The organism is Kribbella pittospori (assembly GCF_004331465.1).
GTDB lineage: Bacteria > Actinomycetota > Actinomycetes > Propionibacteriales > Kribbellaceae > Kribbella > Kribbella pittospori.
Map to the genome: position 1 here is coordinate 281,507 of NZ_SJKB01000005.1, position 21,980 is coordinate 303,486.

The window sequence follows — 21,980 nt, forward strand, 5'->3', positions numbered from 1 at the left end:
CCATGCGGATCACCCGGATCGAATCGATCATCCTGCTCGACAAACTCCACCTCGTGAAGGTGCACACCGACGAGGGCCTGGTGGGCGTCGGCGAGGTCAGCCCGATGAACGCCCACGTCTCGCACAGCGTGGTGGAACACGCACTCGCTCCGTTGCTGGTCGGCGAGGAGGCCACCGACATCGAGCGGCTGTGGCGCCGGCTCTACACCAAGCCGTACAAGCTCGGTCCAGGCGGCGCCCAGCTGAACGCGATCGCCGGCATCGACATCGCGCTGTGGGACCTGCTCGGCAAGGCCGCCGGGCTGCCCGTCTACAAACTGCTCGGCGGAAAGTACCGCCAGAGCATGAAGGTCTACGCCAGCTCGATGGCCCGCGGGATGACGCCGCAGGAGGAGGCCGAGCGGGCGAAGTCCTTCCAGGAGAAGGGTTTCTACGGCTACAAGATCCACTCGTCGACGCCATGGATGCACGACGACGGATTCGATCAGACGATCGCGACCGTGACCGCGGTTCGCGAACTGGTCGGGGACGACTTCCCGATCCTGGTCGACGTCAACAACGCGTACTACGAGCACACCGCGATCAAGCTGGCCCACGCGCTGGAGGATCTCGGGGTCTGGCACTTCGAGGAACCGCTCGCGGCGCACGACTACGCGGCGTACGGGCGACTGGCCGACGCGGTCGACATCCCGATCGCGGTGGGGGAGCAGGAGTACACCATCTGGCAGTTCCGCGACCTGATCACGGAGGGCCGGGTCGACATCCTGCAGCCGGACGTCATCAAGTGCGGCGGGATCACGGAGTTCAAGAAGATCGCCGTACTCGCCGACACGTATACCAAGCCGATCACCGTGCACAACACCCAGCAGACGGTCGGTACGTCGGCACACGCCCACCTCTGGGTCAGTACGCCGGCCTGCGTGTACCCGCAGGAGTACAACATCGAGCACAACCCGATCCTCGACGACGTGCCGATCTGGCAGAACCCGCTCGTCCCGGTGAACGGGGAGATCACGCCCTGGGAGCTGCCCGGGCTGGGTGTCGAGCTGAACGAGGACGCGATCGCGAAGCTGCGCACCAACTGAGACAGCCAACCTCCGCCCCATCCGAGCACTGCAACACCCGTCACGCGTGCCGCGTGGCGTCACCCCTGACAGAACAGGAACGACCATGACCGCAGGACAGTTTTCTCGAAGGTCGGTGCTCAAAGCCCTCGGCCTCACGACCGGGGCGATCGCGGTCGGTGCGCCGCTGGCCGCCTGCAGCGGCAACAGCGCCGGGGGAGGAGGCGGTGGCAATGCCTCCTGGCTGACCTGGGACACCAACAGCGGCACCCCGCTCTACACGGTTGCCGAGAACTGGGCCAAGCAGGCCGGCAAGACACTCGACATCCAGTCGGTGCCGGGCGACGACTACGACACCAAGCTGCGCACCGTACTGTCGTCGGGCGCGGCCCCGACGGCGATCCGGATCAACGACGACTACGTCAAGGGGTACTACGCGGAGGGCTCGCTGCTCGACCTGAAGCCGTACCTGGACAAGGACGGGATCAAGGCCGAGGACTACTTCCCGGTCGCCTTCAACTTCCCCAAGCAGGAAGACGGCGCGCACGCGGCCTGGCCGATCATGACCAACCCCGGCGTCATCTACTGCAACACCGACGCGTTCGCCGAGGCCGGTGTCGAGCTGCCGCCGAAGGACTGGGCCGCCAGCGGCTGGACCTGGGACGACTTCCTCGACGCCGCGAAGAAGCTGACCAAGCCGAACGGCGAACGGTACGGCGCGCTCGTGTTCCCCGACACCTCGCTGGAGACCGTGTGGCCGGTGAACAACGGTGGCGACGGCATCTACTCCAAGGACGCCACCCGCTTCACGCTGGCTGAGGCGCAAGGTGCCGAGGCAGTCCAGTGGGTCGCCGACCTCGCCCTCGTCCACAAGGTGCACCCTGATTTCGCCACCGTCACGGCCGGCCGGCAGACGCCGAACTGGGCGCTCTCGCAGCTGGGGACCGGCAAGGTCGCGATGCTGCTGTCGCTGACCAGCGGCATCCCGTACCTGCGCAGCAACGCCAAGGTGAAGTGGGACATCTTCCCACCGCCGATGAAGGCCGCCCGCAAGACGGTGAACACGATGACCGTGCTGGCGATCCCGAAGGACTCCAAGGACCCCGACACGGCCTGGGATTTCCTCAAGTACTGCGCCGGCGCGGACGCGTCCAAGCTGCTCGCCGAGTCGCGCGGCTTCATGCCGGTCGCGAAGAGCTCGTCGGCGCTGTTCGTGCCGGACGACAAGGGCCCGGCCAACCTCGCCCTGGTCACGCAAGCGCTGGACAACGCGGTGAACGAGAACTTCAGCCGCTACATCGAACGCGCCCGGACCATCTACCGGCCGGTGCTGGACGACGTCTGGAGCGGTAAGCAAACCGCCGCCGCGGCGCTGGGTAGTGTCAAGCAGAAGGTCGAAGACGTGCTCGCAGGCAAGGGGTGAGGATGAAGATCACGGAGATCAGCGTCGAGGTGCTGTCGGAGGCCAAGGCGCATCCCGTTCGCGACGCGATCCAGTTGCTCGACCGCAACGGGCGTACCCGGGTGCGGATCGACACCGACGAGGGCATCAGCGGGGTCAGCAACACGTACTTCGGCCGGGTGGCGAGCTCGCCGGCCGTGCTGGCCTCGATCGTCACCGAGCAACTGGCGCCCGCGATCGTCGGTGAGGACCCCACCCTGATTCGCGGGATCCGGCAGAAGCTGCAGACGCTCACCGACTACCAGGGGACCGCCGGACTCTCGTCGTACGGGATCTCCGCGATCGATCTGGCGTTGTGGGACCTGCTCGGCAAGTCGCTGGACGTGCCGGTCTGGAAGTTGCTCGGTGCGCAGCGGACCGCGATCCCGACGTACGCGATGGTGGGCTGGCTCGAGCTGGACGTCACGGGCCTGGAGACCGTGTCGGCCAAGGCGATGGAGCAGGGCTTCCGGGGCGTGAAGATGAAGGTCGGCGGCGGTCCGCTGAGCGAGGACGTCCAGCGGATCAAGGCGGTCCGGGCGGTGATCGGGCCGGATGCGCCGCTGATGGTGGACGCCAACCAGGCGTTCGGGTACTCCGAGGCGCTGCGGCGGGGCCGGGTGTACGAGGAGCTGGACTGCCGGTGGTTCGAGGAACCACTGCCGGCCGGTGACACCGACGCCCATGTCCGGCTGGCCGAGAAGCTGGACATCCCGATCGCGACCGGTGAGAACCGGTACGGGCAGGCGGCGTTCCGGGATCTGATCGCCCGCGGGGGAGTCGGGGTGGTGCAGCCCGACCTGAGGCGTGCCGGTGGGCTCACCGACTGCCTGGAGATCGGACTGATGGCAGCCGGCTTCGGTGTCCCGTACGCCTCGCACGGGGGAGGCGCTCACATCCACGTTCTGGCCGCGTTGCCGAACACGATCTACGTGGAGAGTGGACTGCTGCCCGCGGACGGCCGGGTCGAGTTGGTGGACGGCTGTTATCCACTGCCGCTCGGCCCCGGCCTGTCGTCGTGGAACGACTAACCGGAGTCCCCGGCCTACCAGGATCGGCAACTGGCGGTGAATTTCTTACCAGACTCTTGCTTGTTACTCGTGAGTCGGCGAAGGTGACGATGAGTACTTCTGTCGCCACCCCTCGCACATGCAAAGGCGGTCCGCCCCATGAAGTCCATCGCCAGTTTGCTCACCGCCGCGGCCCTCGGCGCCGCGATGCTGCTCAGTCCCGGGGTCGCTCACGCGGCGGCGCCGAACTACGTCGCCCTGGGTGACTCCTACGCCTCGGGCGTCGGCACCCGCACCTACATCTCCAGTAGTGGTTCCTGCCAGCGTTCGACCAAGGCGTACGCCTACATCGACGCGGGCCGGATCGGGGCCAACCTGACCTTCGTGGCCTGCTCGGGGGCCCGGGTCTCCGACGTCACCGCGAACCAGCTGCCGTCGGTGACGGGCTCGACCAACATCGTCTCCGTGCAGGTCGGCGGGAACGACGCCGGGTTCTCGTCGGTGATCACCGAGTGCGCGAAGCCGTCCTGGCTCGGCGACTGCACCGGCGCGGTCGCCAACGCGCAGTCGATCATCAACAACACGCTGCCCGGCCGGCTGAACACTCTCTACTCGTCGATCAGGAGCCGGGCGGCGTCGGCCCGGGTCGTCGTGGTCGGCTACCCGCGGATCTTCAACGGCACCGACTGCAATGCCGGCACGTTCTTCAGCCCGGACGAGATGACCCGGCTGAACGCTACCGCCGACCTGCTCAACTCGAAGATCGCCGCCTCGGCGAGCGCGGCCGGGTTCGCGTTCGTCAACCCGACCCAGTTGTTCATCGGCCACTCCGTCTGCGGCAGCCCGGAGTGGATCAACGGCCTGTCCAACCCGGTCACCGAGTCCTACCACCCGAACGTCACCGGCCAGGCCAACTACGCCAACCTGGTCCAGCCGGCCCTGGACTGACCAAGCAACTAGGTGCGGCACCCCACCTCATGGTCTGATGCTGGGGTGCCGCACAGGTCTGTCGACTGGCTTTTGGCTGCGCGTTCGCAGGCCAACTGCCTTCATCGTCCCGTAACCGATCCTGGGTCCGGGGCCGCGGCGGACGTCGTACGCCGGATGGCCGGGGTACAGGCTCAGGCCTGGCGTGGAGGGGCGTATGCCGTGCGTGCACGATCGACGGCCACGACGTTGGCTGATGTGTCGCAGGCGCAGGAGGTCGAGCGATCCGTCGTCCGCGGATGGTTCATGCGAGGAACACTGCAACTCGTCGCGGTCGAGGACGCCGGCCCACTGCTCGGGCTGCTCGGGCCGAAGCTGATCAAGGACACCGAGCGCCGGTACGGCGAACTCGGCCTGACCGAGGCGATCCGGGCCGAAGCGGCCGACGTTCTCGAGGAGCATCTGCTCTCCCACGGACCGACTGGTCGCGCCGCGTTGGCCGACCTACTCGTGAAGGCCGGGTTGATCGAGGAACCGCGAGGGCAGGCGGTGTATGCGCTGATCCGGCACACCGGGCTGCTCGGGCGGCTGTGTTACGGGCCGGGACACGACAAGGACGAGACCTGGGTCGCGGTGCGCGACTGGCTGGGGAAGCCGCTCGTGCTGGAAGGCGATGTCGAGGATCTGGCTCGGCGATACCTGACGGCGTACGGGCCGGCGACGGCTCGGGACTTCGCGACCTGGTCGGGGCTGCCGGTGCCGGCCGCGCGGGCCGGAGTGAAAGCCGTGGCGACAGAATCGTTCGAGATCGAGGGAGACGTTCTGCTCGCCGTCGAGGATCTGCCCGGGAGCGAGGCAGTGCGCCTGCTGGGGGAGTTCGACGCTTATCTGCTCGGATATCAGGATCGGCGCCATGCACTGGCCAAGGAGTACCAGCGGAAGGTCTATCCGGGCGGCGGAATGCTTCGGCCGGCAGTGGTGCGGGGCGGGCGCGTGATCGGAACCTGGCGACATGCCGACCGCTCGTACGAGCTCTTCGGCCCGCGGGTGGACCTCGCCGATGAACTCGCGGATCTGGCCCGGTTCGCCGGTTGATCGTATATGCCTGATCCGGTATATATGGGGTCATGACCGAGACCTTGAGCACGGAGAACGGCCGGACGGTACTGCGGATGCAGCGGGCACTACGGCATCCGGTGGAGAAGGTCTGGCGAGCGATCACCGAGCCGGGGGAGCTGGCCGGGTGGTTCCCCGCTGCGGTCGAGCTGGACCTGCGGCTCGACGGTGCGGTCACGTTCACGTTCGAGGAGGACCCGGGTGCGCCCGTCGACCTCGAGAACGGTGGAGTGATCCGCGCCTACGAACCACCGCACCTGATCGAGTACACCTGGGGCGTCGAGGTGCTCCGCTGGGAGCTGGTCCCGGCGGGCGATGGGTGCACCTTGCACCTCACCGCGACGTACGACGATCGTCCGGGGTCCGCGAGCTTCTCCGGCGGTTGGACGCTGTGCTTCGACGCGCTCGAGCGGGTGCTCGGCGACACGGTGCCGGAGCGCGACTACGCCGTACTGCACGAGCACTTCGTCAAGGCGTACGGGCTCGACCAGGGCGTCGTGCTGGACGACGGGGGAGTGCGGTTCGAGCGGCAGTTGGTGCGGCCGAAGGAAGCGCTGTGGGAATTGATCACCGGAGCCGAGTCTGCGGCAGTCGGTAGCCCGCCACCTGCGGGGTTCGTTGCCAAGGGCATTGATCCGGGGGCAGTGACCGACGTAGTCGAGGCGGAGCGGCTCACCTATACGTGGTCACAGGGCGAGGTCACCTGGGCATTGCGCGACGGCAACGGCGGAGCCCGCCTGGTGCTCATCCAGACCGGCCCCGCCGCCGGCTACCTAGATGCTTGGCGCGACGTGATCGAGAACCTCGCCGCCGAACTCGTTCGCTGAGGTCACGTACTCGCGGAGGTGCTCCGCGGTCAGCGTGGGGCTGCTCTCGACCAGATCGGCCGGGGTACCGGTGAAGACGACGCGGCCGCCGTCACTGCCGGCCCCCGGGCCGATGTCGATCAGCCAGTCGGCGTGTGCCATCACCGCCTGGTGGTGCTCGATCACGATCACCGTGTTGCCGTCGTCAACGAGTTCGTCGAGCATCGCGAGCAACTGATCGACGTCGGCCAGATGCAGACCGGTCGTTGGCTCGTCGAGGATGTAGATCGAGCCGCTCTTGCCCATGTTGATCGCGAGCTTCAGCCGCTGGCGCTCACCACCGGACAGCGTGGTCAACGGCTGCCCGAGACCGAGGTAGCCGAGCCCCACCGTCGACAGCCGCTCGAGAATCGTGCCGGCCTGTCCCTTGGTGAAGAACTCCCGCGCCTCGGACACCGTCATCCGCAGTACCTCGCTGATGTTCTTCCCGCGCAGGCGATACGCGAGCACCTCCGCGGTGAAGCGGGCGCCGTTGCAGTCCTCGCAGGTCGACGCGACCTCGGCCATCATCGCCAGATCGGTGTAGACGAGCCCGATGCCCTTGCAGGTCGGGCAGGCGCCGACCGAGTTCGCGCTGAACAACCCGGGCTTCACCTTGTTCGCCTTCGCGAACTCCGCCCGGATCGGGTCGAGCAGCCCGGTGTACGTCGCCGGATTGCTCCGCTTCGAGCCGCGGATCGGCTCCTGCCCGGCGATGATCACGCCGTCGCGCCCGGCCAGCGACCCGTGGATGAGCGAACTCTTCCCGGATCCCGCGACCCCGGTCACGACGGTCAGTACGCCGAGTGGGATGTCGACGTCGACGTTCCGCAGGTTGTGCAGCGTCGCGTTCTCGATCGCGAGCCACCCGGTCGGGCGCCGTACGTCGTCCCGTACGGGGACGCGATGATCCAGGTACCGGCCGGTCAGCGTGCCGGACGTCTTCAGCCCGTCGAGATCGCCCGCGTAGCAGAGGCGTCCGCCGGCCAGACCGGCACCCGGTCCGAGATCCACCACGTGGTCGGCGATCCGGATCGTCTCCGGCTTGTGCTCGACCACCAGCACTGTGTTGCCTTTGTCCCGCAGTTGCAGGAGCAGGTTGTTCATCCGCTGAATGTCGTGCGGATGCAACCCGATGGTCGGCTCGTCGAACACGTAGGTGACATCGCTCAGGCTCGACCCGAGATGGCGGACCAGCTTGACCCGCTGTGCCTCACCACCGGACAGGGTCGACGACTCCCGGTCCAGGCTCAGGTAGCCGAGCCCGATCGTGACCATCGAGTCGAGCGTCTGCCGCAACCCTTCTACCATCGGTCCGACGCCCGGATGCTTGACTCCGGCAACGAACTTGGCGAGGTCGCTGATCTGCATCGCCGAGCACTCGCCGATGGTCATGCCGTCGACTGTGACCGACCGGGCCGCTTCATTCAGCCGGGCGCCACCACACGCGGCGCAGGTCTGCTGATGAACGGCCCGCTCCGCGAACGCACGAAGGTGGCCCTGCATCGACTCGCGGTCCTTGCCGAGGTATTGGCGCCGGAGCCGGATGACGAGACCCTCGAAGGTCAGGTTGCTCTTCCCGACCCGGATCTTCGTCTGCTCCTGGTAGAGGAACTGCCGCCAGGTTTCCTCGGGATACGCCTGTAGCGGCAGATTCGGATCGAACAGTCCGGAGTGTGCCATCACCTGCCACGGCCAGTCGCCTACGGCGTACCCGGGTACCGTGATCGCACCCTGGTTCAGGCTCTTGCTTCGGTCGACCAACTCGTCCAGATCGAACTCGGTGGTCCGGCCGAGTCCTTCGCAGTCAGGGCACATACCCTCGGCCCGGTTGAAGCTGAACACCGACGGCGGACCGGCGTACGGCGTCCCGGCGCGGCTGAAGAGGATGCGAAGCATGGTGTGCGCGTCGGTCGCGGTACCGACGGTGGAGCGGGCGTTGGCGCCGATCCGTTCCTGGTCGACGACGATGGCGGCGGACAGGTTGCCGAGCGAGTCGACGTCCGGCCGGCCGAGACTGGGCATGAAGTTCTGCACGAACGCGGTGTAGGTCTCGTTGATCAGCCGCTGCGACTCGGCGGCGATCGTGTCGAAGACCAGCGACGACTTGCCGGAGCCGGAGACCCCGGTGAAGACGGTGAGCCGGCGCTTCGGGATGTCGAGCGAGACGCCGGCGAGATTGTTCTCGCGGGCTCCCCGCACCTGGATGGCATCGTGATTGTCGGCAGCAAGCATCCTTCAATTGTTTCATTGAACCGGTTGTACAAAGTTGGCTCGCGGATGCAGGCTCACTCGGTCCCATGAACCCTCTACGCCCGGATTAAGGCTTGCGGGCTCGCCGGCCGACGTCGTCGAGCAACTCCTGCAGCTGGGAGGCGAGCTCGGCGCGGCCGGTGGGGGACAGCGACGCGACCAGCTCGGACTCACGCGTCAGCACCTGGTCGACGGTCCGCTCGATCAGATCGTGGCCGGTCTTGGTGAGAGTCACGACCACCGCGCGGCTTCCGTCGTCGGCACTCCGGCGGGTGACCAGCCCGGAATCCTCGGCACGTGCGACCCGCTGCGAGATGGCGCCGGCAGTGACGAGCGTCCGGCGACTCAACTCACGCGTCGTCAACTCGTACGGCGCTCCGGCTCGGCGCAGCACGCTGAGCAGGTCGAGCGTGGCGGGGTCGACGCCGAGATCGGCGAGCAGCCGCCGCCGGTCGTCGGCGAAGAGCTTGGCCAGCCGCCACAGGGGAGTGACGATCTCGATCGAGTCGGTCGGTGTCCCGGGTCGCTCCCGCCGCCAGGCGCGGGCGATCTCCGCGGCGGGGTAGGGGCTCGGTGAATCGAGGGGATAGGAGTCGGCCACGACCACCATGCTACGTTTAGAGCTAAATATTTAGACCTAAACGTGAGGGATGAACGTGACACGGACGATCGTGGTGACCGGGGGAGCGACCGGAATCGGGCGGGCGACCGCCGAGCGGTTCCGCGCGGACGGCGACGAGGTGGTGATCACCGGGCGCCGGGAGGATGTGCTGGCCAAGACCGCGGCGGACCTGGGAGTCAGGGGAGTGGTGTGCGATGCGACCGACCCGGCACAGATCGGGCGACTGCTCGACGCGCTGCCGGACCGGATCGACGTACTGGTCAACAATGCCGGCGGCAACACCGACTTCGGCGCGCCGGAAGGTGGCCTGGAGCAACTGAAGGCGAACTGGCTGGCGAACCTGGACGCCAACCTGCTCAGTGCGGTGCTCACCACGACAGCCCTCGCGCCGCGACTCACCACGGCAGTCGTCCATCTCGGGTCGATCGCCGGTGCCCGTGGTGCCGGCTCGTACGGCGCGTCCAAGGCGGCGCTGGCGATGTGGAACGTGGATGCGGCGACCGAACTCGGACCACGCGGTATCACCTCGAATGTGGTGGCCCCGGGCTTCACCGCGGAGACCGAGTTCTTCCAGGGACGGATGACCACCGAACGCCGTCAAACGTTGCTGGAAGCAACGATGACCAAACGTGAGGGTGAAGTCGAGGACATCGCCGCGACGATCCATTTCCTGGCCTCGCCGGCCGCACGCCATCTCACCGGTCAGGTCCTGCACGTCAACGGCGGGGCGCTGAGTACACGCTGACTACGTGACAACGTGGCCAGATGTGACAATGGCGGCATGCGTGCCACCGTCAAAGATGTCGCCAAGCTGGCCGGGGTGTCCCCGAAGACGGTGTCGAACGTCATCAACGGTGTCGTGTTCGTCCGGCCGGAGACGCGGGCCAGGGTCGAGCAGGCGCTGGCCGAACTCGACTACGTTCCGAACATGAGTGCACGCGGCCTGCGCAACGGCCGGTCCGGGATGATCGCGCTCGCGCTGCCCGACCTGCTCCGGCCGTACTCCGCGGAGATCGTCCATCTCGTGGTGGAACTCGCGCACGAGCGCGGTTGGGGCGTGCAGATCGAGCAGACCGCCGCAGAGCCCAAGCGTGAGTTCGAGCTGCTGTCCAAGGCCCGCGCCTACCTGGTCGACGGCCTGATCCTGAACCCGGTGAACCTCGACGACAGCGCCGTACTGTCGGCCGGTCCGCTGCCGCCGCTCGTGCTGATCGGCGACGTGGACCAGGACCTGGTCAGCCAGGTCGCGATCGACAACGTCGCCGCGGCCCGCGACCTGACCAAACACCTGCTGGCACAGGGATGCCGGCGGATCGCCGTCGTCGGTACGCCGGAAATCCCGCGCGGCTCGAGTGGTGCCGGCGTCCTGGCCGGCTCGGCCGAAGCACCGGGTACGGCGGCCTCCCGGTTGCGGACTGCCGGCTATCACCAGGCGCTCGAGGAGGCCGGCGTACCGATCGATCCGGCGCTGGAGATCGGGCTGGACCGGTGGCGGCCCGAGGGCGCGGCCACGGTGGTGGGGAAGTACCTGGCCGAGCACGAACTGCCGGATGCGTTCTTCTGCTTCACCGACACGATCGCGTCGGGCACGCTCTCGGCGCTGTGGAGCGCGGGCATCGCCGTGCCGCAGCAGACGCTGGTGGCGGGGTTCGACAACATCCTCGAAAGCCAGTTCATGATCCCGCCGTTGACCACGGTCGACTTCGACCGGCGTGCGTTCGTCGAGGCGGCTCTCGACCTGCTCGGCGAGCGGATGAGCGACAAGAACGCGGCGCCACGCCGGGTGATGGTCCCGCACCGCATCGTGATACGCAACAGCACCACACGCTAGCGGACACAATTCAGCAGAAATCCACACCGGCCTCTTGTGGACTGGATTCTAACGATGTAATCATCGGTCCCGCCGCCCGAAGGAGAGACCGAATGACATCGCTTGATCGGCACATTTCCCGGCGTCGTCTGCTCTCCGGAGCGGCCGCGCTCGCTGGTGGCGGGATGCTGTTCGGCTGCGCGCCCGGTGCGTCGCGGTCGACCGCGAATCTCGACTACTGGCACCTGATGACCGGTGGTGACGGCATCGTGATGGCCGGCCTGGTGGACGCCGTCAACGCCGCGAACCTCGGCTTCCACGCGACCCAGACGGTGCTCGCCTGGGGACCGCCGTACTACACCAAGCTGGCGATGGCCTCGGCCGGCGGCCGGGCTCCGGACGTCGCGATCATGCACGCGTCCCGGATCGCCGGCTATGCGCCCGGCGGGCTGCTCGAGCCGTGGGACCTCGATCTGCTCGCCGAGGTCGGCCTGAAGGAGAGCGACTTCCCGCCGCTGGTGTGGCAGAAGGGCATGTACGACGGCAAGCTCTACTCGATCGCCCTCGACACGCACCCGTTCGTCCTCTACTACAACACCGAGCTCGCCACGAAGGCCGGCGTCACGGACGCGTTGCAGACGATGAAGAGCCCGGAAGAGTTCACCGAGGTCGCCACCAAGCTGCAGGAGGTGACCGGGAAGCACGGTGTCTCGTACGGCTACCTGGGCGACGGCTCGCAGATGTGGCGGCTGTTCTACACGTTCTACCGGCAGCTGGGCGCGGAGATGAAGCTCGTGCCGGGCCAGAAGGCAGAGGTCGACGAGGATGCGGCGGTGAAGGCACTGTCCTTCGTCCAGTCGTTGCTCGACGACAAGATCGCCAGCCGCAGCGGCGACGGCGGTACGGCAACCAGCGAATTCCTGCACGGCGAGAGCGGGCTGTTCTTCGGCGGGGTGTGGGAGCTACCGGTGCTGAAGGACGCCAAGATGCCGGTCGACGCCCGTCCGATTCCGACCTTGTTCGGCACCGACGCGGCGTACGCGGACTCGCACACGTTCGTGCTGCCGCGGCAGTCGAAGGCGTCACCGGAACGCCGCAAGCACGTGTACCAGTTGGTCGCCGAGATCCTGAAGCGATCGGTGAAGTGGGCCGGTGCCGGCCACATCCCGGCGTACCAGCCGGTGGTCAAGAGTCCGGAGTACCAGGAGCTGAAGCCGCAGTCGAACTACGCGGGCATCCCGGCGTACGTGAACTACGACCCGGACGTGTGGTTCGGGGGCGCGGGCAGCGACTTCCACAAGTACTTCGCCGAGAACGTGCAGAACGTGTACCTCGGCAGCGGGGATCCCGCCGCCGGGTTCGAAGGTTTCGTCAAGCGGCTGAACGTGCTGCTCGACCGTCCGCAGCCGGTGTGAGAGGAGAGTCATCATGTCGACCGCCATCGACGCAACCACCACTCCGGCCGAGGTCGTTGCCGAAGGCCCCGGATCCGGCCAGGACCGGGCCAGGCGCGGCGAGAGCCTGACCGGATGGGCCTTCGCGGCACCGTTCGCCGTGCTGTTCGTGCTGTTCCTGGTGGTGCCCGCGATCTACGGGCTCTACCTCAGCTTCACCGGTGAGACGCTGACCGGCTCGGGTGGTGAGCTGCTCGGGTTCGCCAACTACGCCGAGGCGTTGACCGACCCGGACATGTGGAAATCACTGGGCAACACCCTGTGGTTCACGGTCCTCAGCACCGTTCCGCTCGTCCTTCTCTCACTCGCCTTCGCGCTGCTGGTGAATCTCGGGCTGCCGGGTCGCTGGCTGTGGCGGCTGTCGTTCTTCCTGCCCTACCTGCTCGCCTCGACCGTCGTGGTGATGTTCTGGTCCTGGATGTACAACCCGAAGCTCGGGCTGATCAACGGCGTACTGGGTGAGTTCGGGATCGCTCCGGTGGCCTGGCTGCAGGACCCGAACGTCGCGATGATCTCGGTCGTGGTGACCACGCTGTGGTGGACGATCGGGTTCAACTTCCTGCTCTACCTGGCCGCGCTGCAGAACATCCCGGAGCAGCAGTTCGAGGCGGCCGCGATCGACGGCGCCGGCAAGTGGCGGCAACTGTTCTCGATCGTGATCCCGCAACTGGCGCCGACCACCGCGCTGATCGTGACGCTGCAGATCCTGGCGTCGCTGAAGGTCTTCGACCAGATCTACATGCTGACCAACGGCGGTCCGGCCGGCGCGACCCGGTCGATCGTGCAGTACATCTACGAGTCCGGTTTCACCGGCTACCGGTTCGGCTACTCGTCGGCCATCTCGTACCTGTTCTTCGCGATCATCGTGCTGGTGTCGCTGGCGCAGTACAAGCTGATCAACCGGAGGAACGCCGCATGAGCACCTACTCGCTGGCGCGGAACATCAAGCAGGGGCACAAGCCGGGCGAGAACCCGTGGAGCGTGTCGCGGATGGTGGCGCTGCTGGTGCTGGCGTTCCTGGCCGCGACCTGGCTGGTGCCGTTCGCCTGGGCGGTGCTGACCTCGCTGAAGAGTGAAGCGGACGCCGGAGCGTCGACCATCAGTCTCAATCCGCCGGACGGCCTCGGTTTCGACGCCTATCGCAAGGTGCTCTCGGCCGGCGACATCCCGTCCTGGGCGTGGAACAGCCTGATCACCTCGATCGCGATCACATTCCTCACCGTGGCCGTCTCGGCGCTGGCCGGCTACGCGTTCTCCCGGGTCAATTTCACCGGACGGCGGTGGCTGTACGCCGCGATCATCGGCGCCATCATCATTCCGCCGCAGATGCTGATCGTGCCGTTGTTCCGGCAGATGCTCGCCTTCGACCTGGTCGACACCTACTGGGGCATCATCCTGCCGCAGACGATCGCGCCGGCAATGGTGCTTATCCTCAAACGTTTCTTCGACCAGATCCCGATCGAACTGGAGGACGCTGCCCGGGTGGACGGCGCGAACCGGCTGCGGGTGTTCTGGTCGATCGTGCTGCCGTTGTCCCGCCCGATCCTTGCGGCGGTGGCGATCTTCGTCTTCATCGGTGCCTGGAACAACTTCCTCTGGCCGTTCATCGTCACCACCGACGCGGACCTGATGACGTTGCCGGTCGGCCTGCAGACGGTGAAGAGCGCCTATGGCCTGCAATACGCGCAGAACATGGCCTCGGCGATCCTGGCGGCATTGCCACTGGTGGTGGTTTTCCTGTTCTTCCAGCGCCACATCATCAAGGGTGTCGCGACGACGGGCTTCGGTGGCCAGTAAACGCACTACCGAGGGGTATTCGTGGACAGTGGTCCCGGCACGCGGGATTCCGGTCACGATCCCTTGAAATGGCCGTCACTCTCAGCAAGGCTTCCCTGATCACTTCCGCGTTCTTTCCGAGTGCGGACCGAACGGGGGAGTGTGCGGCTGCTGCCTGCGTAGTGGCCGCGCCAAACCGCCACTCGGGGGTAACAACAAGAGAAGGGGGACGCGTGTCAGCGATGACAAGGCTCGCCGAGCAGTGCCGTGATGTGAGGAGTCACGGCAAAGAGCTCGGACGGGCTTCGATCCAACCAGCGGTCTGCACCGGCATCCACGAGGTGAACTCGTCGATTCCGTCGGGCCGGCCGCGACGCGTGGCAGTGCTCAGACTGAGCAACGGTATGACGACCACGTTGCGACTCGGCGAAGGCGCCCCGGCGCCGGAGCGAGGCGCCACCGTGTTCGTCCGGGGTGGCCGGGGCATGGGTGACCAACCTGCATCAGGTGGAGTCGTCCTCGCGTCGGCAGACCCGAGCTGAAACCCAGCGGCCAGGCACAGAGCTGAGTGACTCGCCGGTCTCAGATCCCAACGCCGAGCTGAGGCCGGCAAGTTTCTGGAGCCGTCCCTCCTGCGGACGGCGCTCAGTCCGCCATCGGATCGGTCAGCGCGCGAATCTCTATCGGTGAATAGGGAGCCTCCGGCAGCCGGGCCGCGATCTCCGTGGCCCGCTCCAGACTGCACTCGACCAGGTAGTACCCGGCCAGCACCTCCTTCGCCTCGGTGAACGGTCCGTCGGTGACTGCCGGGACGCCGTCGTTGACCCTGACCACTCGGGCGCTCGCAGTGGTCAGTCCGAGGCCGTCGACATACTCGCCGTTCGCCTTCAGCTCCTCGGCGACGACCCGATGCTGGTCGAGCACTTGCTCGATTCCGGCGGCGTTCAGGGCATCCCAGGTGTCGGTGTTGCCGTAGATCAGCAGCATGTACTTCATCGCGAATCTCCGTCCTGTCCTGGGTACGTCGGAGCGCCGGTGCCTTTCTCGACACCGGCGCCCAGACTATGCGCAGCCCAGGTCCTACCAGGTGGCTCCGGCCGGGGTGCGGACGGTGGTGTTGATCCGGTTGAACATGTTGGTGAGTGCGATCATCATCACGATCCCGGACAGCTGCCGCTCGTCGAAGTGCTCGGCGGCCGCGGCCCAGATCTCGTCGGTGACCGCACCCGGCCGGTCGGCCAGCCGGGTCGCGGCCTCGGCGAGCTCGAGCGCCGCACGCTCGGAGGCGGTGAACAGGTCCGAGTCGCGCCAGGCAGCGACCTGGTGCAACCGCTCGTCGGTCTCACCGTTCTTGAGCGCCGACTTGATCCCGCCGAACACGCAGGGGGAGCAGCCGTTGATCTGGCTGGCCCGCAGGTGCACCAGTTCGAGCGTCGCTCCCGGCGCGCCGGCCTGGGCGATGGCCTTGTAGATGTTCTGCACGCCCTTGGTGGCGTCGGGGAGGATCTCGGCGGGGTTCGTCATCCGTGCATTCATGGGAGGTTTCTCCAGGTTCCGTGGTGTTGTCTTCACTCCCTCGACGGATCCCGGCGCGATGATGTGACAGCGTTCTGGAGATCAGTTTTCACGCGTTCCTCGACCGGCACACTGAGGTCGGAGTACTGGCCGGTGAGACAGATCGGTCCGCTGTAGTTGAGCTTCTCCAAGGCGGCGAACACGGCGGTCCAGTCGGACAGTCCTTCGCCGGCCTGGCCGAAGTACGTCTGCCAGCCGTCGTCGGTGCGGACGTAGTACGCGTTCTTGAGGTTGACGATGCCGAGTCGGTCGGCGACCAGTTCGAGGGTGATGGCGGGGTCGTCACCGGCGAGCGCATCGTGCGCGGCGTCCCACACGAGCTTGAAGGACTCCGGCAGCCCGTCGAGCAGTTGCAGTACGCCGAGCGTCGACGGCACGAACCGCCCGTGATGCGGCTGTACTCCGACCTGGACGCCGTACCGCTCCACCAGTATGGCGGCCTCCTCGAGCAGCACGCGATTGCGCCGTACCGAAGCGGCGTACCCGTCCGGGCCGACGTCGGCCATGATCCGGATCATCGGTACGCCGGCCTCCGCACACGCTGCGAAGACGCGCTCCGAGAGATCGCTGGCAACGCTGATCGGCTCGATGCCCTCGGCCCGCAACTGTGCCGTGAACTTCGGCAGCTCGGTCTCTGCCGCCGCGGGAGTGATGTAGGCGGTGTCGCGGACCGGGACCTCGGCGCCGGCGAACCCGAGACCGGAGACGAGCCGGCCGAGCTCGTCTCCGGGCAGTCCGGCCCAGGGTTTGGTGAAGACGGACCACAGATAGGTCATTCAGCGGCCTCCCAGCCCACTCATGGTGATACCTCGGACGAACCAGCGTTGCGTCAGGAAAAACAGGATGATCAGCGGGACCGTGGTGACGGTGGCGGCCATCAGCAACAGGTTCCACTGCGTGCCGTTGGTGTCCTGGAACACCTGCAGCCCGACCGACGCCGTCCGGGTCGCGTCGCTGTTCGAGATGACCAGTGGCCACAGAAGGTTGTTCCACTGACCGATGAACTTGAACACCGCCAGGGTCGCGATCGCCGGGACCGCCAGCGGGACGATCACCCGGATGAACGCCTGCCAGCGGTTGGCACCGTCGAGCCGGGCGGCCTCCTCGTAGTCGCGCGGGATGCCGAGGAAGAACTGCCGGAGCAGGAACACTCCGATCGCGGTGAACGCGTGCGGCAGGATCATCCCCGGCCAGGTGTCGATGCCGTGCAGCTTCGCGACCAGCACGAACTGCGGGATCAGCGTCACCTGCGACGGGATCATCAAGGTGGCCAGATAGATGCCGAACAGCCAGCTCCGGCCGGGGAAGTTGAGCCGGGCGAACGCGTACGCCGCGAGCGCCGCCGTCACGGTCTCCAGCAAGGTCGTCCCGCCGGCGAAGTAGACGGTGTTGAGCAGGTACTTGTCGAGCGGCACCAGTTCGAAGGCGCGGGTCAGGTTCTCCGGATGCCAGCTGCTCGGCCAGAACGACGGTTTGGCGGCCATCGACTCGGCATCGGACTGGAACGCGACCAGCACCATCATCACGACCGGGATCAGCGTGAGCGCGGTGACCAGGAAGCAGGCGAAGACAATCAGCTTCCGCTGCACGACCTTGCTGGAGACCAGGGGGAGGGCTTCAGTTGTCATAGTGGACCAACCTCTTCTGGAAGGAGAACTGTGTCGCGGTGATCAGCACGATGAAGGCGAACAGCACGAGCGACTGCGCGGCGGCGTACCCCTGGTCGTAGTTCTCGAAGCCGGTCCGGTAGATGTACATGACCAGCGTGGTCGTGCGGGTGCCCGGGCCGCCGTTCGTCATGATCAGGGCCTGGTCGAAGACCTGGAACGAGCCGATGATCGACGTGACGATCACGAAGAACAGTGCTGGTGAGAGCATCGGCAGCGTGACGTTCCGGAAGCTCTGCCACGGCGAGGTGCCGTCCACGCGGGCGGCTTCGTAGAGCTGCTGCGGGATCGCCTGCAGGCCGGCGAGGAACACGACCATGCCGAAGCCGAAGCTCTTCCACACGCTCATCAGGATCAGCGCCGGCATCGCCCAGTTGTCCGAGATCAGCCAGGCCGGGCCGTCGATGCCCAAGATCCCGAGTACGGCGTTCACCAGGCCGTCGTGCGGGATGTAGAGCCAGATCCAGACGAACGCGACCGCCACCGTGATCGTTGCGTACGGCAACAGCAGGAGCGAGCGGAAGACGGCGATCCGGCGCAGGCCCTGGTTCAGCAGCAGCGCCAGCGCGAGGCTCACCAGGATCGTCAGCGGCACGCTCACGAAGGTGAAGTACGCCGTGTTGCCGAGCGCGGACCAGAAGGTCGGGTCGGGGCCGAGGCGGGCGAAGTTGCGCAAGCCTGCCCAGGTAGGTGGGCTGAACAGGTTCCAGTCGAGCAGCGAGATGACGCCGGCGGCGAGGACCGGGCCGGCGGTGAAGATCAGGAATCCGATCAGGCTCGGCAGCAGGAACAGCCAGGCGGTGAGCGACTCGCGATTGCGCCAGCGCGGCGTCGGTTTGGAGGCAGGGCTGGGAGGTACGGCGGTCGCCGCTACGGGTTCGGTGGTGGTGGTCAGGGCCATCGGGATCACCCCCTCCTGGCGGTGGCTTGGCGGATGTTGTCCAGGTGCTGCCGCATCAGTACGTCGAGACGCGGGGTCACCCCGGCGATTGCCTCGGGCACCGGAACCTGCCCGAGGAAGGTGCGAGGCAGGTCCTGACCGAGCAACTGCTTGACCTGGTTCCAGTTCGTGGTGACGTCGAACGGGTGTCCGCCGGCCACCTTGCCGGCCAGGACGTCCTGGACGATGCCGAGGTTGTCCGGCGGCGGCTGGAACGCGCTACCGGCGCTGAACCGCGCCGGGTTGTTCCGGCCGGCCTTCGCGTAGATGTCCAGAGCGCCCGTACTGGTCAGGGTCTTCAGCAGCTTCCACGCGAGGTCGAGATCGGCACCCTCGCGCACCCCCGATGGAATCGCGAAGCTCGAGCCTGACACCCGTGGCGTGCTGCCGGCGGCACCGGCCGGGAACGGGATGATGTCCCAGTCGAACTTGGCCTTGCGCACGTTGACGACCTGCCACGGGCCGTTCTGCATGAAGGCGACGTTGCCCTCCAGGAAGTTCGACAGGGAACTCTCGGTGACCAGGTTCTTGATCGGCGGCGTGACCTTGTCCTTGACGAACAGGTCGATGACGAAGTGCAGCGCCTCCAAGGCTTCCGGTTCGCCGAGGATGCTGCGGGAGGCGTCCTCGCTCATCACGTTGCCGCCGGCGCAGTAGATCCACGACACCAGGTCGTCGATCGCCGGTGCGCAGGTGAAGCCGTACTGGTCCGGCGCGTGGGTCAGCTCGACGGCCAGATCGCGGAAGGTTGCCCACGGCATCGGCTCGGTCCGGGACGGCAGCGCGATGCCCTGCTTCTGCAGGAGGCTCTTGTTGTAGTACATGACCGTCGGCGCGACGTCGAACCCGATCGCGTACGTCTTGCCGTTGAAGCTCGAGATCTTCTGGATCGGCTGGTAGAAGTCGTCCAGGTCGAAGTCGGAGTCACCCTCGATCAGGTCGTCCAGCGGCCGGTGCGCACCACGGGCGGCGTACGTCGGGATGAGCGTGCCGTTCAGCGCGGTCACCAGGCCGGCTGTCCCACTCACCAGTTGAAGGTCGAGCTTGGTCGGGTAGGGGCCGGACGGCGTCAGGGTCGGGACGGACTTCACCTTGAGCTGCTGCTCGACGTACGCGCTGAAGTCCTGCCAGACCTTCCGCTCCGCGGCGCTGCTCGACCACATGGCCCAGGTGGCCGACCCGGCCGGTGGACCGGACGAGCAGCCGGCCACGGCCAGCCCCAGACCGGCCAGGCCGCTCAATTCGAGAAAGCTGCGGCGGGACAGCTTCGTGCTCATGGTTGTCTCCTCACCGATAGAGCAGGTCGATCGACTCGGCGCGGATCCGCTCCTCGTCGACCTGAACGCCCAGTCCAGGGGCGGTGGGGACCGTTGCGACGGCCTTGGTGATGCTCAGTCCCTCGACGTACAGATCGGACAGCAGCTCCGGCCCGTTGAGCTCGGCGGGAAGGGCGAGCTCGAGCTGACTGAACACATGCAGCGCGGCGGCGAAGGCGATTCCGCAGTCGGTGAGGCCGCTGGCGAGGATCTCGAGACCGCCGGACAGCGCGGTCTGGGCGGTCTTGAGTGCGTTCCGCAGACCACCTGACTTGCAGATCTTGATCACGACCAGGTCCGCGGCATCCAGCCGGATCGCCCGGGCCAGGTCCTGCGCGGAGAAGCTGCCCTCGTCGATCGCGATCGGCAGGTCGATCAGTTCGCGCAGGCGCTGCATCGCGAGCGTGTCCGTGCTCGGCACGGGTTGCTCGACACAGTGGATCGTGTGGATGTCCCTGGTGGTCCGGTCGAGCAGCTGCCGCAGCGCGCTGGGGCGGTACGACTGGTTCGCGTCGAGCCACAAGGGCTTACCGCCGGCCACCTCGGCCACCGTGCGGATCGCCTCGGTGTCCGCGTCCAGATCACCCCCGATCTTGACCTTGTACGCCGGGTAGTCCGACGACTGAATGGCATGGTCGCGGACCGCCTCCTGGTCGCCGACCCCGATGGCCGAGCAGAGCGGGATCTCGTCGTACACCTTGCCGCCGAGGAGGGCGTGCACAGGGACACCGGCGAGCTTGCCGGCCGCGTCGTGCATCGCGACGTCGACGGCCGCGCGGGCGAACGGGAAGCCGTTCGAGACCGCGGGGCTGAGGCGCTTGGCGGCGCGCTGATGGAAGAGCTCGACGTCGAACGGGGTGAGCTCGAGCAGGATCGGGGCGAGGTGTCGCCTGATCACGACGGCCATCGTCTCGGCGGTCTCGTAGCTCCAGCTGGGCAGCGCTCTCTGCTCTCCCCACCCGACCACACCGTCCTCGGTGGTCAGCTTCACGAACACCACTGCGGCGGCCTGGTCCGGGGCGGCGCCGGGGGAGCCGACCGCTCCGCTGCCGAGCACGAACCGGCGGGCGAACGGCACCGCGACCGGGAAGACTTCGACCTGGGTGATCCGGGACATGCGGTCCTCCTTTCAGGCCGCGATCGACCAGGCTGCCGGATCGACGAAGCTGGGTCCGCGAGTGCCGTCCTCGAGCCACTTCAGGGCGTCGGCCAGCACGTACCCGGCGAGCGCGAGGTGACCTTCCGCGGTGTCGCCGGCGACATGCGGGCTGAGCAGCAGGTTGGACGCCTGGAAGATCGTCGCGTCGAACGACGGCGGCTCGGGGTCGTAGACGTCGAGGGCGGCGTACAGGCGTCCGTCCAGCACGTGGTCGAGAAGGGCTTGCTGGTCGATCGCGGGTCCACGGGAAGAGTTCACGACGACCGCGCCGTCGGGGATCCGCTCGATCAGCTCGCGGGTGATCATGCCCTTGGTCTCCGGCACGTTCGGGACGTGGATCGTCAGGAACGTGCTCTCGACCGTCTCCTGCAGTTGGGCGGTGCGGACGCCGAGCTGGTCCGCGCGCTCGGAGGTGAGGTACGGGTCGTAGACGACGAGGTCGCAGTGGAAGGGTTGCAGGAGCGTGATGAGAGCGCGGGCCGTGCTGCTCGCGCCGACGATGCCGACCTTGGCACCGGCGAGTTCGTGCCCGCGGTAGTGGGTCTGCTTCCAGCCGCCCTGGCGGATCGCGTGGTCGAAGCGGGGGAGGCGACGAGCCAGGCTGAGCATCGAGGCGAGGCAGTACTCGCCGACGGACCAGGCGATGCGTGGGCCGGCCGAGAAGACGGCGACACCCTGGTCGAGGATGACCGGGTCGATCAGGTTCTTGACCGTGCCGGCCGCGTGCGCGACCACCTTGGGTCCGTTGCCGTCGGCCCACAGTTCCTTGCCGAGGTGCGGCGTACCCCAGCTGGTCAGGAGTACGTCGGCGCCGGCGACCAGCTCGGGCACCGCTGCCGGGTCCAGCGCCGGTGGCTTGCCGGGCGCGGCCGGTCCGGCGGCGTGAGCGGACTGCGCCCAGACGACCTCGAACCGGTCCTCGAGCAGCCGGCGGGTCTGCGCGTCGACCACGTCGTCGGCGCGTTCGGGGGACATCAGGGCAACGAGTTTCGGCACCGTGGGGGC

21 protein-coding genes are annotated in these 21,980 nt (G+C 67.1%); 11 read left to right on the forward strand and 10 right to left on the reverse strand.

The annotated features are described in order from the left end of the window. Positions 1-2 precede the first annotated feature (2 nt). The 6 genes from E0H73_RS18105 to E0H73_RS18130 all read left to right on the forward strand — a co-directional run bounded on the left by E0H73_RS18105 (position 3) and on the right by E0H73_RS18130 (position 6,385). The gene (locus tag E0H73_RS18105) at positions 3-1,085 is read left to right on the forward strand and encodes a mandelate racemase/muconate lactonizing enzyme family protein (RefSeq protein WP_131357339.1); all 1,083 of its coding nucleotides are present in this window, start codon (positions 3-5) and stop codon (positions 1,083-1,085) included. A gap of 85 nt (positions 1,086-1,170) precedes the next feature. Next, entirely contained in the window at positions 1,171-2,487 is a 1,317-nt protein-coding gene (locus E0H73_RS18110) for an ABC transporter substrate-binding protein (RefSeq protein ID WP_131357342.1), read from the forward strand. A 2-nt stretch (positions 2,488-2,489) separates the two neighbouring features. Next, positions 2,490-3,536 carry a mandelate racemase/muconate lactonizing enzyme family protein gene (locus E0H73_RS18115; protein WP_131357345.1) on the forward strand — a complete coding sequence of 349 codons (1,047 nt, stop codon included), beginning with the start codon at positions 2,490-2,492 and terminating at the stop codon, positions 3,534-3,536. A 138-nt stretch (positions 3,537-3,674) separates the two neighbouring features. Further along, complete coding sequence (locus E0H73_RS18120; protein WP_131357348.1) at positions 3,675-4,463, forward strand: SGNH/GDSL hydrolase family protein; 789 nt, start codon at positions 3,675-3,677, stop codon at positions 4,461-4,463. A 156-nt stretch (positions 4,464-4,619) separates the two neighbouring features. Continuing rightward, entirely contained in the window at positions 4,620-5,537 is a 918-nt protein-coding gene (locus tag E0H73_RS18125; protein ID WP_131357351.1) for a winged helix DNA-binding domain-containing protein, read from the forward strand. Between the two features lie 32 nt (positions 5,538-5,569). Then, complete coding sequence (locus E0H73_RS18130; RefSeq protein WP_131357354.1) at positions 5,570-6,385, forward strand: SRPBCC family protein; 816 nt, start codon at positions 5,570-5,572, stop codon at positions 6,383-6,385. Here the strand turns inward: E0H73_RS18130 and E0H73_RS18135 are convergent. Together E0H73_RS18135 and E0H73_RS18140 are read right to left on the reverse strand one after the other, a co-directional pair. Beyond that, positions 6,332-8,638: an ATP-binding cassette domain-containing protein gene (locus E0H73_RS18135; protein WP_131357357.1), complete on the reverse strand. Its 2,307-nt coding sequence runs from the start codon at positions 8,636-8,638 to the stop codon at positions 6,332-6,334. The genes E0H73_RS18130 and E0H73_RS18135 overlap by 54 nt on opposite strands. A gap of 85 nt (positions 8,639-8,723) precedes the next feature. Further along, positions 8,724-9,257, reverse strand: coding sequence for a MarR family winged helix-turn-helix transcriptional regulator (locus E0H73_RS18140; RefSeq protein ID WP_420323429.1), 534 nt, complete (start codon positions 9,255-9,257; stop codon positions 8,724-8,726). Positions 9,258-9,306: 49 nt separating this feature from the next. Between E0H73_RS18140 and E0H73_RS18145 the strand changes: the two genes are divergently transcribed. From E0H73_RS18145 to E0H73_RS18165, 5 genes are all read left to right on the forward strand, one after another. Further along, the gene (locus E0H73_RS18145) at positions 9,307-10,023 is read left to right on the forward strand and encodes an SDR family NAD(P)-dependent oxidoreductase (protein ID WP_238164065.1); all 717 of its coding nucleotides are present in this window, start codon (positions 9,307-9,309) and stop codon (positions 10,021-10,023) included. Between the two features lie 36 nt (positions 10,024-10,059). Then, a complete protein-coding gene (locus E0H73_RS18150) occupies positions 10,060-11,109 on the forward strand; it encodes a LacI family DNA-binding transcriptional regulator (protein WP_131357364.1) in 1,050 nt (349 codons plus the stop codon). Between the two features lie 92 nt (positions 11,110-11,201). Further along, positions 11,202-12,503: an extracellular solute-binding protein gene (locus tag E0H73_RS18155; RefSeq protein ID WP_131357367.1), complete on the forward strand. Its 1,302-nt coding sequence runs from the start codon at positions 11,202-11,204 to the stop codon at positions 12,501-12,503. A gap of 13 nt (positions 12,504-12,516) precedes the next feature. After that, positions 12,517-13,461, forward strand: coding sequence for a carbohydrate ABC transporter permease (locus tag E0H73_RS18160; protein WP_131357370.1), 945 nt, complete (start codon positions 12,517-12,519; stop codon positions 13,459-13,461). Further along, positions 13,458-14,339 carry a carbohydrate ABC transporter permease gene (locus E0H73_RS18165; protein WP_131357373.1) on the forward strand — a complete coding sequence of 294 codons (882 nt, stop codon included), beginning with the start codon at positions 13,458-13,460 and terminating at the stop codon, positions 14,337-14,339. The genes E0H73_RS18160 and E0H73_RS18165 overlap by 4 nt, the downstream gene beginning before the upstream one ends. Before the next feature lie 624 nt (positions 14,340-14,963). On the opposite strand, the gene E0H73_RS18170 is transcribed toward E0H73_RS18165, so the two are convergent. From E0H73_RS18170 to E0H73_RS18205, 8 genes are all read right to left on the reverse strand, one after another. Continuing rightward, positions 14,964-15,314: a YciI family protein gene (locus E0H73_RS18170; protein ID WP_131357376.1), complete on the reverse strand. Its 351-nt coding sequence runs from the start codon at positions 15,312-15,314 to the stop codon at positions 14,964-14,966. Between the two features lie 84 nt (positions 15,315-15,398). Next, positions 15,399-15,842 (reverse strand): carboxymuconolactone decarboxylase family protein, encoded by a 444-nt coding sequence (locus tag E0H73_RS18175; protein ID WP_238164066.1) that lies wholly within the window; start codon positions 15,840-15,842, stop codon positions 15,399-15,401. Between the two features lie 44 nt (positions 15,843-15,886). Beyond that, positions 15,887-16,669: a sugar phosphate isomerase/epimerase family protein gene (locus E0H73_RS18180; protein WP_131357382.1), complete on the reverse strand. Its 783-nt coding sequence runs from the start codon at positions 16,667-16,669 to the stop codon at positions 15,887-15,889. Beyond that, positions 16,670-17,521: a carbohydrate ABC transporter permease gene (locus E0H73_RS18185; RefSeq protein WP_131357385.1), complete on the reverse strand. Its 852-nt coding sequence runs from the start codon at positions 17,519-17,521 to the stop codon at positions 16,670-16,672. Further along, positions 17,511-18,461, reverse strand: coding sequence for a carbohydrate ABC transporter permease (locus tag E0H73_RS18190; protein WP_131357388.1), 951 nt, complete (start codon positions 18,459-18,461; stop codon positions 17,511-17,513). Before E0H73_RS18190 ends, E0H73_RS18185 begins: the two co-directional genes overlap by 11 nt. A 5-nt stretch (positions 18,462-18,466) precedes the next feature. Then, positions 18,467-19,777, reverse strand: coding sequence for an ABC transporter substrate-binding protein (locus tag E0H73_RS18195; protein ID WP_131357391.1), 1,311 nt, complete (start codon positions 19,775-19,777; stop codon positions 18,467-18,469). Between the two features lie 10 nt (positions 19,778-19,787). Continuing rightward, positions 19,788-20,933, reverse strand: coding sequence for a mandelate racemase/muconate lactonizing enzyme family protein (locus E0H73_RS18200; protein WP_131357394.1), 1,146 nt, complete (start codon positions 20,931-20,933; stop codon positions 19,788-19,790). Positions 20,934-20,945: 12 nt separating this feature from the next. Then, positions 20,946-21,971: a hydroxyacid dehydrogenase gene (locus tag E0H73_RS18205; protein WP_202867438.1), complete on the reverse strand. Its 1,026-nt coding sequence runs from the start codon at positions 21,969-21,971 to the stop codon at positions 20,946-20,948. Between the last annotated feature and the right edge of the window lie 9 nt (positions 21,972-21,980).

Excerpts from the sequence above, each read along its gene's own strand:
- E0H73_RS18105 (WP_131357339.1), top strand. The coding sequence starts at position 3 with ATGCGGATCACCCGGATCGAATCGATCATCCTGCTCGACAAACTCCAC.
- E0H73_RS18110 (WP_131357342.1), top strand. The coding sequence starts at position 1,171 with ATGACCGCAGGACAGTTTTCTCGAAGGTCGGTGCTCAAAGCCCTCGGC.
- E0H73_RS18115 (WP_131357345.1), top strand. The coding sequence starts at position 2,490 with ATGAAGATCACGGAGATCAGCGTCGAGGTGCTGTCGGAGGCCAAGGCG.
- E0H73_RS18120 (WP_131357348.1), top strand. The coding sequence starts at position 3,675 with ATGAAGTCCATCGCCAGTTTGCTCACCGCCGCGGCCCTCGGCGCCGCG.
- E0H73_RS18125 (WP_131357351.1), top strand. The coding sequence starts at position 4,620 with ATGGCCGGGGTACAGGCTCAGGCCTGGCGTGGAGGGGCGTATGCCGTG.
- E0H73_RS18130 (WP_131357354.1), top strand. The coding sequence starts at position 5,570 with ATGACCGAGACCTTGAGCACGGAGAACGGCCGGACGGTACTGCGGATG.
- E0H73_RS18135 (WP_131357357.1), bottom strand. The coding sequence starts at position 8,638 with ATGCTTGCTGCCGACAATCACGATGCCATCCAGGTGCGGGGAGCCCGC.
- E0H73_RS18145 (WP_238164065.1), top strand. The coding sequence starts at position 9,307 with ATGAACGTGACACGGACGATCGTGGTGACCGGGGGAGCGACCGGAATC.
- E0H73_RS18150 (WP_131357364.1), top strand. The coding sequence starts at position 10,060 with ATGCGTGCCACCGTCAAAGATGTCGCCAAGCTGGCCGGGGTGTCCCCG.
- E0H73_RS18155 (WP_131357367.1), top strand. The coding sequence starts at position 11,202 with ATGACATCGCTTGATCGGCACATTTCCCGGCGTCGTCTGCTCTCCGGA.
- E0H73_RS18160 (WP_131357370.1), top strand. The coding sequence starts at position 12,517 with ATGTCGACCGCCATCGACGCAACCACCACTCCGGCCGAGGTCGTTGCC.
- E0H73_RS18165 (WP_131357373.1), top strand. The coding sequence starts at position 13,458 with ATGAGCACCTACTCGCTGGCGCGGAACATCAAGCAGGGGCACAAGCCG.
- E0H73_RS18170 (WP_131357376.1), bottom strand. The coding sequence starts at position 15,314 with ATGAAGTACATGCTGCTGATCTACGGCAACACCGACACCTGGGATGCC.
- E0H73_RS18175 (WP_238164066.1), bottom strand. The coding sequence starts at position 15,842 with ATGACGAACCCCGCCGAGATCCTCCCCGACGCCACCAAGGGCGTGCAG.
- E0H73_RS18180 (WP_131357382.1), bottom strand. The coding sequence starts at position 16,669 with ATGACCTATCTGTGGTCCGTCTTCACCAAACCCTGGGCCGGACTGCCC.
- E0H73_RS18185 (WP_131357385.1), bottom strand. The coding sequence starts at position 17,521 with ATGACAACTGAAGCCCTCCCCCTGGTCTCCAGCAAGGTCGTGCAGCGG.
- E0H73_RS18190 (WP_131357388.1), bottom strand. The coding sequence starts at position 18,461 with ATGGCCCTGACCACCACCACCGAACCCGTAGCGGCGACCGCCGTACCT.
- E0H73_RS18195 (WP_131357391.1), bottom strand. The coding sequence starts at position 19,777 with ATGAGCACGAAGCTGTCCCGCCGCAGCTTTCTCGAATTGAGCGGCCTG.
- E0H73_RS18200 (WP_131357394.1), bottom strand. The coding sequence starts at position 20,933 with ATGTCCCGGATCACCCAGGTCGAAGTCTTCCCGGTCGCGGTGCCGTTC.